This window comes from Psychromonas marina (assembly GCF_030161115.1).
Taxonomy (GTDB): domain Bacteria; phylum Pseudomonadota; class Gammaproteobacteria; order Enterobacterales; family Psychromonadaceae; genus Psychromonas; species Psychromonas marina.
Genome location: NZ_BSPQ01000013.1, coordinates 274,841 through 288,764 on the forward strand (window position 1 = coordinate 274,841; position 13,924 = coordinate 288,764).

Below are 13,924 nucleotides of genomic sequence, written 5' to 3' on the forward strand. Positions count from 1 at the left end.
ACTCAGGTATTCAGTATGTTATTAAACAATCTTAATATTCCACCCCGTTTAAATGCTCAACTTCCCGCTGATCCTAACACCGAAAACAGTTGTCGAAGTGTTGAAAATGCTGTTTATTCATGGGTTGACCCAACGCCGACCTCACAACCAACACTTATTAATTTTAACCACCAACTGGCTGAACAATTGGGATTTAGCGATGAAGCCTGCCAATCGGCACTATTTACCCAGTTAATGAGTGGTAATGCCCTACTCGAGGGGTTAAAGCCCTACGCACTCTGCTATGGTGGTCATCAATTTGGTCAGTGGGCAGGACAATTAGGTGATGGACGTGCGATTAATCTCGCAGAATTAAAAACAGATCAACTCGGTTATCAAACTTTACAATTAAAAGGCGCGGGTAAAACCCCTTATTCTCGTCGTGCTGATGGACTGGCCGTATTACGCTCCTCAATTCGAGAATACCTCTGCTCAGAGGCGATGTTTAACTTGGGTATCCCTACCACACGAGCGCTCAGCTTATGTTTAACGGGCGATCAAGTGATACGCGATAAAATGTATGATGGTAATGCAGAATTTGAACCCTGCGCTGTGGTATGCCGTGTTTCAGGATCTTTTTTACGTTTTGGTTCGATTCAACTTCCCGCTTCCCGTGGCGATGAAAAGCTAGTGAAGCAGCTTGTCGAGTTCAGTATTAATAATGATTACCCGCATCTAAAACCTGAAAATGATAACTTTACATCAGAAACTTACTTAAGCTGGTTTAAAGCGGTGTGTGCCAATACGGCGACGATGATCGTTAATTGGATGCGTGTCGGTTTCGTCCACGGTGTCATGAATACTGATAATATGTCGCTGATCGGTGAGACAATAGACTATGGCCCCTATGGCTGGATTGATGACTTTGACCTTGGTTGGACGCCTAATACAACTGACGAAGGGCAAAAACGTTATCGCTTTGGCGGACAGTTTCAAGTCAGTCAGTGGAATCTATTTCAACTTGCCAATGCTATTTTCCCATTAATCGGAGAAGTAGAGCCACTGCAAAGTATCATGAGTGATTACGCGATTAGTTATGAAAGCCAATGGCAGCAAATGATGGCGAGTAAATTAGGTTTTAAAGATTATCAAGGCATTACAGACCTGCATATTTTCCAATCCTTGGAAAAATTATTATCAGAAGTTGAAACGGATATGACCCTATTCTATCGTTCTTTAGCTAGTTTTGAGCCAGGTACTGACCCAACAATCCATTTTGAACATTGCTATTATCAGCCACAGCAGTTATCTGAACGCTATCTAAGTGAGTTGAATGCATGGTTGCAACGCTACCAAGCGCGTTTAAGTTTTGATGGATTATCACCTGAAATACGCCTGTCGAATATGAACAAAGTAAATCCAAAATATGTATTAAGAAACTATTTATCTCAGCAAGCGATAGAGCGTGCTGAGCAAGGAGATTATAGCGAACTTGAAACATTAAAATTAATATTAACAAACCCTTACGATGAACAACCTGATTATGATCACTATGCACAAAAACGACCAGATTGGGCGCGTGACAAGGTCGGATGTTCGATGCTTTCGTGCAGTTCGTAGCAAAAATAACAGTAAAATAAAATTGCAGGTCAATAAATAGATATAAGACCTGCAAATTATTGTTTTTATAAATACTATTCAGTAATGTTGATTACCTATTGCGCAGGATAGTATGGAAACAAAACAGCCACTTAGTACAAAGTTATTACATTTTTCAGCTGACAATAATGAGTTATTTATACTCATAAAACCTGTCGACGGTGAAATAACAGTACAAACATTAACGAGCCTGCTGCAATCAACAAACTATCGCACCCTAAAAGTAAATGTTGCTGGTGTTCAGCAAGCGGTACAAAGCTTTACACACCTAGCAGAAAAAAATAAAAACAAGCAAATCAACGACGCTGAATCAATCGCGATAGCCAGACGACTTCATGGTCAGCTAACCATCAACGTAGATCCACTTAAAATGGCAGCTAAAGCCGTCATTACCAGTGCTTATGGTGGTTTGCCTGTCACCCAACAACAGCTTAAGCAACAGATGATCGATCTAGGCATCATCAAGGGTATTATCGATAAAAATATCAACGTACTCATCGAAACAGCACAACAAGCAAAACCCGGCAGTAGCTTCCAAGCAACAATAGCCAAAGGGATTCATCCGATTCATGGTAAGGACGCCATGTTTAAGCGCCTTGTGGAAACGCCCCGAGAGCGTTTATTAAAACCTCAAAAAAATAAAGATGGCAGCGTTGATATGCGCAATCTTGGACAATTAATTACCGTTAAACCCGGCACGAAATTAATGCAAAAAATCCCCTATACCGAAGGGCGAGATGGCTTAACCATAACAGGTGAGGTAATGCCTCATAATAAAGGCAAAAACTTACAACTTGAGATAGGTGAAAACACAACCATTTCTGAGCAAGATGATAATCTATTAATTTCTACACTTTCTGGCATACCTAAAATACTTAATAACGGGATGAAAGTTGATGATGTGTTGGTGGTTAATAATGTCGATGTCGGCTACGGCCATGTTAATTACGAAGGCAGTGTCATTATCCAAGGGGATGTCTGCGATGGTATGAAAGTCAAAGCCAGTGGCGATATCACCATTGCAGGCTTTGTTGAATCATCACAGTTAGCATGTGGCGGCGATCTTATTGTCGGAAAAGGTATTATTGGTCATAAAGTGGAAGAAGGAAATAATAGCTATTCCTGTGAAGTAAGTGCTGATGGTTCGGTTACTGCACACTTCAGTCAGTACGCGAGAATAACAGCAGGTACCGAAGTCAATGTAAAGAAACAACTATTACATTGCCATGTGAGTAGTAAAGGCGATATCAATGTATTTGACGAATCAGGCAATAAAGGAACAATACTCGGTGGTGTACTCTCTACACATGGTTCTATTCATGCCGTTTCATTAGGGGCAAGTGCAGGATCTAAAACACAAATAGATCTGATCGGTCACTACCCAAACTTAATGGATCAAAAACAAAAGATAAACACTTGTATTCAGAGTGATCAGCTAAAATTAGAAAAATTAATTGAAGCACAGCGTAAAGTTGATATTTTGCCGAATGGAGAAAAAAAACAATCCTTGGATGCACGGTTAATGCTGACCAAAGAAGAAGTAAAACAACATATTATTGAACTGACTGCCAACCTTGATAATAACAAGGGCGAGCTACAGCAATACTTTGAACGTGCTCAAGTCATTGTTCAAAAAGAGATGTTTAATGATGTGTATATCAATATTGGTAAAGATAAATTCCGCTCTGCGAGAAATTATGGCCCAACTAAAGTGAGTATCAAAGAATATAAAATAAGTACCGAACCCTATAAGAAGTAGCTTTAAACTTAAATTAATACTCGCTCACAATGCCCAGGGCAACTGTTCAAAATAGTCACTTAAAAAATCGATAAATGCTCTTACTATTGGAGAAAGGTGTTCCCGTGAAGGATATAACAGGTAGATATCCATCGGCTTTGGTCGCCAGTCTTTCAGCACCTTCTCAAGTTTTCCATTTTTAATGTCAGTATTAGCAAGATAGGTGGGTAGCATTGAAATACCAGCCCCTGACTGTACAGCTTGCATCAAAGCTGTCGCTTCATTCGCTGTCAACTGACATTTAACCGCTATCGCATGGTGCACTTTATCTTGATGTAAATTCCAAACATGCTGCTTACTGCCTTTATAACCTAAACAATGATGTTGTAATAGATCAGTAGGCACCTTGATCACTGGGTGTGTTGATAAATACTCAGGCGTTGCCACTAATACAGAGTCGCATCGTGCAATCGCTTTACCGATCAAACTCGGATCTGGTGAGGTCGCGATTCTAATCGCCAGATCAATACGATTTTTAATAAGGTCAGCATGAATATCGTTACAATCAACATCAATATTCACATTCGGATTCAATTGCATAAATGCAGTAATTGCAGGCATTAATTGTGCATGAGCAAAAGAGATGCTCGAGGCGATACGAATTGATCCCGACAGTTCACCAACCGGTTTAACCTGATTGCATATCAACTCCGACGCAGCAACCCACTCCTCTACCTGCTTTAAACAGGACTCACCCATGGTAGTTAAAGAAACCTTGCGCGTGGTGCGATTTAATAAGCGCACATCAAGCCAGTTTTCCATTTCCTCTATATAACGCGTCACCATCGGACGAGACATACCTAACCGCTCTGCGCTAGCGGTGAAACTTTGCGAATACGCAACATCAATAAACACCCTAGCGGCTGTTACTTTATCCATTATATGCTCGATTTATGAAACAATAATGCTTATTATTAGCTATATATCTAAACATCACAACACTCTATTATTCCTTTTGTCTTTTATCAGCGAATAAAACCAAAAGGAATTCCAATGAAACTATCAACATTAAAAAAAGCAATAATCAGCAAATCAATCCTTGTTGCCGCTACCATAACAATATCAACAGGGTTACATGCAGAAACACAACCTTTGCACTTTGAAGTGTATAGCGCACCAGAAAGTAGCTTTAACGTTAATTCAACGCTGATTTACGGTGAAAAAGAAGCGATTATTATTGATGCAGGGTTTAGTAATGCTGACGCACTGCGCATTGCAGCTAATGTTTACGATTCAGGCAAAAAACTAACCACTATTTTTATTAGCCAATCAGATCCTGATTATTATTTTGGAACAAGCGAATTAGCAAAATTATTCCCTGATGCAAAAATTATTACAACGCCAGCAGTACGTGAGATGATCCAAGCTAAAATGGCTAAAAAAGTGGCTTTTTGGGGGCCTCAAATGGGCACCAATGCACCTGAATCTCCAATATTACCAGAAGCTTATACGCAAAGTTCATTTTCGATTGAAGGCCATAAAATTGAAATTAAAGGCACCCAAGGTGTGTTAGCAAATCGCCCATATTTATGGATCCCTTCTGAAAAAGCGATTCTGGGTAATATAGGCATTTTTGGAGATCTACATGTTTGGACTGCAGATACTCAAACCCAAGCTCGACTAGATGCATGGAGCATGCAATTATCTGAGATGTTGGCACTCAAACCAACACTCGTGATTCCAGGTCATATGAAAGTTGGCACCGCCCTCGATGCCACTAACATCCAGTATACAAAAACCTACTTAGCAGATTTTGAAAAACAAAAAGCGCAAAGTCAAAACAGTCAGCAATTAATAGACAGCATGATGGCAAGTTACCCGGCAGAGCAAGTGCCTCTTTCATTAAATATTGGTGCAAAAGTACATATGGGTGACATGAAATGGTAAAAATTCATTATTTTTTTGATCCAATGTGTGGTTGGTGTTTTGGTTCAACAGCACTCATCAAAGCAATTAAGCAACAGGGTATTGAACTTGAATTACACCCAGGCGGAATGATTGAGCGTCGGCCAATGGAAGCTGGATTTCGTCAAGTTGTAGTAAGCTACGATGAGAGAATTCAAGTGTTAACTGGGCAACAGTTTGGCACTTTTTATAAAGCGCGAATAGCGAGCAATGAAACAATTATATTGGATTCATTTTTGACCGCAAAAGCGATAATGACAGCGCAAGCATTAATTGGTAAAGGCGTTGAGATGCTTGAAAAAATTCAACAAGCTTATTATCAGCAAGGACTAGATGTCAGTGATAACAATATTATTGAACAACTTGCATTAACAATTGGTATAGAGCAATTAGTTTGGCAGAAACAGATGCAAGTTAATAATAACCAAATTGACCACATCATTGATGAGAATCGTCAGTTAATGTCAAATTACCAATTGAATGGTTTTCCTAGCTTACTACTAGAAAAAGAAGATGGGACAATGCAAACTATCCCACATTCTCAATTTTATGGTGACTTGAATAAATGGTACCAATGGCTGAAAAAATATAATTAACCAGACAAACAAAAGCCCCGTAATCTATAGGTGTGGGGCTTTTTTCTAGCAGATATCAATTAGATTTTTATAAGTTGTTTGATAAGCAGTTGTAACTGTCTCAACATTTTTTTACGCTCTGTTTCAGAGAGGCTCGGCTGATACTTTATGGCGTTATAGCGTTGTGCAAAGTTACCTAGTAACGCTGCTGAAGATGGTTTTTGAACGCTTAACAATGCACAATAATCACTGATACTTTGGCCCATTTGGCGCGGATAGCCTTGTTGAGTAAAATGCGATTGCAATGATAAATAGAGTTTATCCTCTAATGCTATTTTTTTCCTCTGCCACGGCTTAAATATCATTAACAGTAGCGCACTAAAAATAGCCGCCATTAATAGAAAAACAGTATAGGTAATGTTTAGCCAAGGAAATTTAGCTAACCAGTATTGCAATAGTCTTAACTGTTTTCCATTATCAAAGTTAACCACATAACGTGCCCAGAGATAATCCATCTGTGCAAGGCGAACACGTAAGGCATTAAGCAGTTCAACAGACTGCCACTTTTGTAATGAGAAAAGCTCATCAGCCAAAAACTCATTACTATTTGTCAAACTGGCTTCGAGACCGGACTCAACGCGTTCTGGGGCAACAAAAGAGGTCGGGTCGACACGCTGCCAACCGCCATCAGACCATATTTCAACCCACGCATGTGCATCGTACTGACGTACCGTAAAAAAACCTTCAGAGGCTTGCCACTCGCCGCCTAAATATCCAGTTACCATACGTGCAGGAAAACCTAAGCGACGTGCAACATATAGATAACTACTCGCATAGTGCACACAAAACCCGGCTTGAGTTGTAAACAGAAAATCGTCCACCTGACTTTTACCTAACAAAGGTGGCTTAAGCGTATAAGTAAAATGCATGGAGAAACGTGCTAAAAGTAAGCGAAGAATCTGTTCTTTACTGTGCCCTTTGCGTAAATTATCCGTTATCCATTGCTCAGTTTGAGGATTTTCCACGGCACTATTTAATGTCGGTAGCTGCGTTAGTTGTCTGATCTGTACAGGTGTTAATTTTTTTGTATTGACGCTGTCCATTTGCTCGATGGAAAAGGCCTTGCGCGTAACAATAGGCTGCTCACTGCGTAAAGAGTAATCGGATAAACTAACCAATCCAGAAGGTGTTAAAGCATAATCTAAAACGGGTACCCAATAATTATAATGTGGCTCAATGATCAGTTCATATTCAACCTTATTACCTTTCTGTGTCGGATAAAAACTCAATCCGGCCCCCCTTTTTGCCAGTGACTCTTGCTGCTTTTTCTGATCACTCTGCGACCAGGTTGTCCCGTCAAAATTATCAAGTGTCATTGCGCGCCAATAACGCTCATTTTCAGGTACTACTTTATCTTTAAAAGTAGCTCGAAATGCTAACGCACTTGAGCGACTAAGTTTTGCAATTCCCCCTGGACTAACGCTATCACTCAACCCAGTCGTTGCTTGCTTCTGTAACGGCATTTTCCATAGCGAAGGTAAACGCGGTATCACCACAAACAATAAGCTCGCTAACGGTAAACTGATTAAGCAGCTTTTAAAAAGTAGCTTTATAAATGCTTTTTTATACAACTGCTGAACATGCAAACTTAATAAAGTGGCTAATAAGAGTAGGAGCAATAACGACGCAATCAATGCAGAACCAATTGACGTATTGAAGATAAAAAATAGGGCCGTTAATATGAACCCCGTATTAATAAAAAAATACACATCTCGTCGCGTTCTTAGCTCTAAAAATTTAAGACTAAAACCGAGAAATACCAAATGTAATAAAAGCGTAAACAGTCCCTGAGAATAGATAATCGAAACGGTGAGTGCACTCATTGCCACTGCAAACAAGCCTAATAACAGCGGAGAGAGTAACGCTACTCGGCCAATAAAATGGCCAATACGCCAAGCAGCACATGTAATACCAATGAAAACAATATAGCTACTTAATTGCGGCAACAGCACAATAACAATGACACTATAAGTCACAATAATAAGGGTTAAATTCAATCTATTTAAGTATGCTTTCATGATTGATTCTTCACTCGTTCAAATAATGCAAGCGCAGTTAAACAGCGTTTTTTATGTACGCTTCCTAATCCCATCTCTATCTTCTGGTTTGGCAATATAAGCGCATATCTCAGCCCCTTTTTTTCAAGTTCGATAATGTGATAACAGAGAAAGCTTAACCTTGTTTCCAGCGCTAAATGGTTGAGTCTGCTAATATCTAATACATGGTCGCCACCAGAAAACTGCTCAAACTGTTTAGTTAACCAACCTCTTCCCTGTGCAACTTGTTTCCATGCAACTGACTTTAAAGACTCTCCGGGTTGATAGCTTTTTAAGGTTGAGAATTGATCTACGCCTAACCTGCTTTTACCCATCGAGTGAGCAACATTATGTTCTGAAGATGATAGATCTTGTAGTGTATTTTCTAGCGGTTGTGGATATAACAACAACTGATAATCAAAATCTAGGTGAGTCCAGACATTGTAAAGACCAAAAGGAAAGCTTGAACGCAGAGTGATACGTCCCGGATTAAAGTAACCTCTATTTTTGCTAGTGGCATACAAGTAAACGCTATCATCATTAACAATTGAGGTTAACTTAGATTGCCCCTTTTGAAAGCAGAAAGTAAGGTCTTGAGCATGATGTTTAGCGTGTATCAAGCGCAGAATAAATTGACAATCTTGCCCAGCAAACTGTGCCTCACTATCGGTCGCTGTCAATGTCAGCTTGGCAAGGTTTTGGTAACTGAGCAGTAAACAGGTCACCATGAAACTACAAAGAAAAAATACCATCAGTAAAATTAAGTTATTTTGATAGTTCGTGCCTAACAAAAATAAAATGAAGCAACTGATTAAAAAGTGTATGCCCGCTTTTGAGGGGAAGATAAAAAGGTTGCGGCTATTAAGCGTGACCTGTTTAGTGGCAGGTAAACGTCGTGTCACCCACTTATCAAAGTATTTACGGAAAAACACGTTTATCATAAATTCAATGGGTCAACACGTTTAAGTAACGCGTTACTCAATACACCATTGCCTTGTTTTTCATAATTAATCCCCTGTAAACGATGCTCTGTAACAGCACTAAAAACAGCTTGCACATCTTCCGGGATAACATAGCTTCGCTGGTTAATGAAGGCCATCGCCTTGGAGGCTTGCAGAATAGTTTTACTACAACGAGGTGAAAGTGGGCTCATTGCCATACCACTATAACGACTTTCATCTACTAGACTTAATATATAGTGTAAAAGTGCATCGTTAGTGGCTACTTTTTTCACTGCTTGTTGCATCTCTTGTAGCGCAGACAAATCAATAACGGCATTAATATTGAGAGCAGAGTTAGCACTTTTTAACATCGCCATTTCAGCATCTCTCGCCGGAAAACCCAACTCGATACGCATCATAAAACGATCTAACTGAGATTCTGGTAGCGGAAACGTACCCGCTTGGTCGGTCGGGTTTTGTGTCGCTATGACAAAAAATGGGCTAGGTAATGGGTAAGTATTACCATCAACGGAGATCTGTTTTTCTTCCATCGCTTCAAGCAATGCACTTTGTGTTTTTGGGCTAGCCCGATTTATCTCATCAGCTAATAACACTTGACTAAAAATTGGCCCTTGATGAAAACGAAATTGCTGCTTCGCGGAGTCAAATATCGACACGCCTAAAATATCAGCAGGTAACATATCACTGGTAAATTGTACCCGCTGGTAGTCAAGACCCAAGGTCTTCGCCAACATTGAAGCTAAAGTGGTTTTTCCCATACCAGGTAGATCTTCAATTAAGAGATGCCCATCTGCAAGCAAACAGACAAGGGCTAATTGTGTTTGCTGCTCTTTTCCAAGCAACACGCTATTAAGTTGCGCGAGAATATTTTCTATTTTATTGTGCATTTTTTATCCTTTTGAGCAATATTGTGTATGAAAACAAGTAATATCAATATCTAGCTCAATATTTATTGCTACTACACTAGCGCACAACTGTCCTAAGGAGTAGAATTTGGGTCGAAAATTTTAACTAACCTTATAAAAAGAGTTTGAACCGATGGGAAGAGCATATCAAAACCGTAAAGAGTCTATGGCTAAAACTGCGGGCGCAAAAACAAAAGTTTATTCTAAATACTCAAAAGAGATCTATGTCAGCGCTAAGACCGGTGGCTTTGATCCAGATGGTAACCTTGCATTACGTCGTTTAATCGATGGTGCAAAAAAAGACCAAGTTCCAAGTCACGTAATTAAAAATGCAATCGATAAAGCAAAAAGTGGTGCAGGTGAAGATTACGAACGTGCAACCTACGAAGGTTATGCCCCTGGTGGTTGTAGCGTGATTGTTGATTGCTTAACTGACAATAACAAACGTACATGGACTGACGTGCGTAACTGTTTCACAAAAACAGATGCTAAAATTGGCTCTCCTGGTAGTGCTGCACATATGTTTGAACATCAAGCTGTATTTGTATTTACGGGTGAAGATGATGAAGCAGTACTAGAAGATCTGATGATGGCTGATGTCGATGTTACAGACGTTGTTGCTGAAGATGGTAAAATAAGCGTATTTTGCCCTCATACAGAATTTTTCAAAGCAAAAACAGCACTTCACGAAAACTATCCAGAACTTGAGCTTGATGTTGAAGAGGTAACGTTTGTACCACAAACTGATGCTGATATCGCACCTGAGCATGTTGAGAGATTCGAGAAGTTTATGGCAATGCTAGATGATTGTGATGACGTACAAAACGTTTACCACAATGGTGTATTACCAGAGTAATAACACGCTGAGAAATTAGCAGGCTCTATGAGAGTAACACACAATATAAAACCACGTTTCTACGTGGTTTTTTTGTCCCTCTATTATGCCCCCTTCCTTTAAAGTCACCAGACACTCCACAACATAACAAATAATCATCAAACCAGAGTATTTCACATATAAAAACAAATACTATTCTCCTATACTCTGGATTATATTTTCCTGAACAATGGTTTTCATCGTGAATACTTTTAAAAAACTATTTAGTCGTCAATTTTACCGCTCAATCGTCTTTTGGCTTTTATCTCTGTTGGCACTTTATGCCCTATTTGGTTTTTTATTATTACCAAAACTGCTCAACAATACTATTCGTGATCAGGTACATAGCCACTTAGGTTGGCAAACTGAGATTGAAAAAATTGAAGTAAATCCATTCCTGCTGACACTCACCATTAATCACTTGGCTATTAAAGAGAATACTGTAGGTGATACTGATTCACCATTATCATTCAGTCGCTTTCATGCCGACTTTGAACTACGTTCACTGATTGAAGGAGCATTTACGTTCAAAAATGTCGAACTAACTGATCCTAGTTTTAGTGTATTAATTAACCCAAATGGTTCAACCAATATTCAGCAGGCACTAATAAAAAATCAACAAGTAACGAGTAAAAAAGAGGAAATAATAGAAACAGATAACGAGACACCTTCAGTCATGCCGAAATTGCTCTTTGATAATATCAACGTAGTAAATGGATCACTGATTGCGAAGGATCACAGCCATGGTGAGTTGATAACCCACAAAATCAACCCGATCTCTTTTCAACTCAAAGCATTTTCTACTTATGTGGAACAAGGTGGTGAGTATCAGTTACAACTTGCACTTGGTGATAAACAATCATTACAGTGGAAAGGTAATATCGCCGTTGCCCCTATCGCGTCATCAGGTTCTTTTAATATAAAGGGGATCCGTTTACACCGATTCTGGCCCTACATTAAACAATTTTCGCCTTATGAATTACGTCATAGTAATGTTGATTTAGCTGCAAATTACGCGCTAAGTTTTATCGACAATCAATTTCAATTGACACTTAATCAAGCCTTTGTGACTTTCAATGATTCACAAATAGCAGATCCCCAAAATAGCGATCATTTCGTAGATATTAAGAAAATTAAGGTAGGCCCCACTGAATTTAATCTCGTAGAGCAATTCGTTGCTATCCGTAATATAGAGATAGATAATATCGGGCTAGACTTAGTACGAGGTAAAAATGGTGAGCTTGAACTATTACAATCTCTAACTGCTTTCACTAACTCTGCGCCATCAACAACAGAAACATCTGATACAGCAGAGGAAAAAACTTCGCCTTTTTTATGGTCAATTGACAATATTAATATTAATAACAGTACGCTACAAATAACCGATAAAGCAGTAACCGGTGTTGCATCTATCAAGTTACATGACATTAACGCATCGCTATCAGCATTAAATCAAAGTTTATCTAACAAACAGCCCTTTTCACTCTCCTATAAAATAGAGAGCTCACAGCAAAATAATTTCTCTGGTGAGCTGATTGCACAACCCTTTAGTCTTGACAGCAACATTAAACTTGCACAGATTCCAATTAACATTATTCAGCCCTATCTTGCTGAAGCCGCTAATATAAGTATAAAAAGCGGTCACCTCTCACTAGATGGTAATAGCAAACTTGCCTTAGATGCGTCCAAAGGACTCATGGGAACCTTTGATGGGCAAATTGATATCGCAGAGTTTGATAGCGAAGATACCGTCAATAACAGACGGTTATTAGGTTGGAAAAAACTCTCTGTCACACCAATTAAGATCAATCTGTCGCCATTAACTATCAATATCAACGAGATTGCACTCGACAAACCCTATTCACGTTTAATTATCACCGAAGATAGAAAAGTTAATTTTTCGCAATTAATGGTTGAAAGTAGTAGCAACAGTAAACCAGAAAAAAAATCAGAAGCAGTAACATCTCCCTCTCCTGAGATTGAGATTGCTAAAATATCCTTTAAAGATGGTGATGCCTATTTTGCAGATCTATCATTGATTCCTCAATTTGGTACAAGCATCCAACAACTGAATGGCGCTATCAAAGGATTATCCTCAAGTAAAAAACAGGCCGCTGATGTCAATATTAACGGCAGCGTGGAAGAATATGGAAAAGTAGCTGTTCAAGGGGAAATTAACCCTTTTTCTGATCAACTGTATACTGACATGAGTGTTACATTCGATAAAATAGAGTTAACCACACTGACTCCTTATGCGGGGCGCTATGCTGGATATGTTATTGATAAAGGTAAACTGACTTTAGATCTTAACTATAAAATTTCCGATGGATTATTAGATGGTAAAAATCGTCTTATTTTAGATCAATTTGAATTAGGTGAGCAGGTAGAGAGCAAAGAATCTGTTGATCTGCCTATCAAACTTGCGCTGGCATTATTCAAAGATAGTAAGGGGGTTATTGATATCAGTTTGCCTACCAAAGGAGATTTGAACTCTCCTGACTTTGAAATTGGTGGTTTGGTGATGAAAGCACTCACCAATGTGATCACTAAAGCGGTCACTTCACCCTTCTCTCTCTTAGCAAGTTTAGCAGGTGGTGATGAACAATCTCTAAACTCAGTTGCTTTTGAGCTAGGTAGTGCAAGCATCAATAACGAACAAAAAAACAACCTAAAAACGTTAGCGTCACTACTAGTAGAGCGACCTGAACTTATCTTAGAACTCCGTGTGAATGTTGATAGCAAACAAGAAAAACTAAAGCTTCAACAACAAGCATTGGCGAAGCAACTCGACTTATCGAATAAGGATGAGCAGCAGCAACTTAATGCAATGGAGTCCTTATATAGCGATAAAAAAGGCGAAAAAGCACTCAAAACATTAAAACAGCAGTTATTAGCCGCGCAAGATGAGCAACAAAAGGTTGACGAAAAGCAGTTTCAACAGCAATATCAACAAGTATTGTCTGATCAACTAGTTATACTGCAGCCAATTGAAACATTGCAGCTTAGCGAACTTGCACAGCAAAGAATCAGCATCATTAAAAATGAGTTGATAACAATAAATAAAGTAGATAATCAGCAAGTTTTTGCACTACAACCTTCCTTAACAGGCAGTGCTGAAGGATCAGTTATTAATACTATTTTTAGTCTAACCAGCAAATAATTTAAAAGGGA

10 protein-coding genes are annotated in these 13,924 nt (G+C 39.0%); 6 read left to right on the forward strand and 4 right to left on the reverse strand.

The window, feature by feature from the left end; translation table 11 throughout:
• Positions 1-15 precede the first annotated feature (15 nt).
• Both QQK09_RS13280 and QQK09_RS13285 read left to right on the forward strand, forming a co-directional pair.
• Positions 16-1,599 (forward strand): protein adenylyltransferase SelO, encoded by a 1,584-nt coding sequence (locus tag QQK09_RS13280; protein ID WP_284204637.1) that lies wholly within the window; start codon positions 16-18, stop codon positions 1,597-1,599.
• A gap of 112 nt (positions 1,600-1,711) precedes the next feature.
• Positions 1,712-3,397, forward strand: coding sequence for a flagellar assembly protein A (locus tag QQK09_RS13285; RefSeq protein ID WP_284204638.1), 1,686 nt, complete (start codon positions 1,712-1,714; stop codon positions 3,395-3,397).
• 24 nt (positions 3,398-3,421) lie between these two features.
• On the opposite strand, the gene QQK09_RS13290 is transcribed toward QQK09_RS13285, so the two are convergent.
• Positions 3,422-4,315, reverse strand: coding sequence for a LysR family transcriptional regulator (locus QQK09_RS13290; RefSeq protein WP_284204639.1), 894 nt, complete (start codon positions 4,313-4,315; stop codon positions 3,422-3,424).
• A 114-nt stretch (positions 4,316-4,429) separates the two neighbouring features.
• On the opposite strand from QQK09_RS13290, the gene QQK09_RS13295 reads away from it, so the two are divergent.
• Together QQK09_RS13295 and QQK09_RS13300 are read left to right on the forward strand one after the other, a co-directional pair.
• The gene (locus QQK09_RS13295; protein WP_284204640.1) at positions 4,430-5,323 is read left to right on the forward strand and encodes an MBL fold metallo-hydrolase; all 894 of its coding nucleotides are present in this window, start codon (positions 4,430-4,432) and stop codon (positions 5,321-5,323) included.
• Entirely contained in the window at positions 5,317-5,937 is a 621-nt protein-coding gene (locus tag QQK09_RS13300) for a DsbA family protein (RefSeq protein WP_284204641.1), read from the forward strand. Before QQK09_RS13295 ends, QQK09_RS13300 begins: the two co-directional genes overlap by 7 nt.
• A 59-nt stretch (positions 5,938-5,996) precedes the next feature.
• Here QQK09_RS13300 and QQK09_RS13305 read toward each other — a convergent pair whose 3' ends face one another.
• Genes QQK09_RS13305 through QQK09_RS13315 form a run of 3 tightly spaced genes read right to left on the reverse strand, consistent with a single transcriptional unit; the run spans position 5,997 to position 9,861 of the window.
• Positions 5,997-7,994, reverse strand: a complete 1,998-nt coding sequence (locus tag QQK09_RS13305; protein ID WP_284204642.1) for a transglutaminase TgpA family protein — start codon at positions 7,992-7,994, stop codon at positions 5,997-5,999.
• A complete protein-coding gene (locus QQK09_RS13310; RefSeq protein WP_284204643.1) occupies positions 7,991-8,953 on the reverse strand; it encodes a DUF58 domain-containing protein in 963 nt (320 codons plus the stop codon). Before QQK09_RS13310 ends, QQK09_RS13305 begins: the two co-directional genes overlap by 4 nt.
• Positions 8,950-9,861, reverse strand: a complete 912-nt coding sequence (locus QQK09_RS13315; RefSeq protein ID WP_284204644.1) for an AAA family ATPase — start codon at positions 9,859-9,861, stop codon at positions 8,950-8,952. Before QQK09_RS13315 ends, QQK09_RS13310 begins: the two co-directional genes overlap by 4 nt.
• 151 nt (positions 9,862-10,012) lie before the next feature.
• Here QQK09_RS13315 and QQK09_RS13320 point away from each other — a divergent pair, with 151 nt between their 5' ends.
• The gene (locus QQK09_RS13320; protein WP_284204645.1) at positions 10,013-10,735 is read left to right on the forward strand and encodes a YebC/PmpR family DNA-binding transcriptional regulator; all 723 of its coding nucleotides are present in this window, start codon (positions 10,013-10,015) and stop codon (positions 10,733-10,735) included.
• A 220-nt stretch (positions 10,736-10,955) separates the two neighbouring features.
• Positions 10,956-13,913 carry a DUF748 domain-containing protein gene (locus QQK09_RS13325; protein WP_284204646.1) on the forward strand — a complete coding sequence of 986 codons (2,958 nt, stop codon included), beginning with the start codon at positions 10,956-10,958 and terminating at the stop codon, positions 13,911-13,913.
• Positions 13,914-13,924 lie beyond the last annotated feature (11 nt).

What these genes read in the sequence shown, in the direction of transcription:
- QQK09_RS13280 (WP_284204637.1), top strand. Translation starts at nt 16, where the DNA reads ATGTTATTAAACAATCTTAATATTCCACCCCGTTTAAATGCTCAACTT.
- QQK09_RS13285 (WP_284204638.1), top strand. Translation starts at nt 1,712, where the DNA reads ATGGAAACAAAACAGCCACTTAGTACAAAGTTATTACATTTTTCAGCT.
- QQK09_RS13290 (WP_284204639.1), bottom strand. Translation starts at nt 4,315, where the DNA reads ATGGATAAAGTAACAGCCGCTAGGGTGTTTATTGATGTTGCGTATTCG.
- QQK09_RS13295 (WP_284204640.1), top strand. Translation starts at nt 4,430, where the DNA reads ATGAAACTATCAACATTAAAAAAAGCAATAATCAGCAAATCAATCCTT.
- QQK09_RS13300 (WP_284204641.1), top strand. Translation starts at nt 5,317, where the DNA reads ATGGTAAAAATTCATTATTTTTTTGATCCAATGTGTGGTTGGTGTTTT.
- QQK09_RS13305 (WP_284204642.1), bottom strand. Translation starts at nt 7,994, where the DNA reads ATGAAAGCATACTTAAATAGATTGAATTTAACCCTTATTATTGTGACT.
- QQK09_RS13310 (WP_284204643.1), bottom strand. Translation starts at nt 8,953, where the DNA reads ATGATAAACGTGTTTTTCCGTAAATACTTTGATAAGTGGGTGACACGA.
- QQK09_RS13315 (WP_284204644.1), bottom strand. Translation starts at nt 9,861, where the DNA reads ATGCACAATAAAATAGAAAATATTCTCGCGCAACTTAATAGCGTGTTG.
- QQK09_RS13320 (WP_284204645.1), top strand. Translation starts at nt 10,013, where the DNA reads ATGGGAAGAGCATATCAAAACCGTAAAGAGTCTATGGCTAAAACTGCG.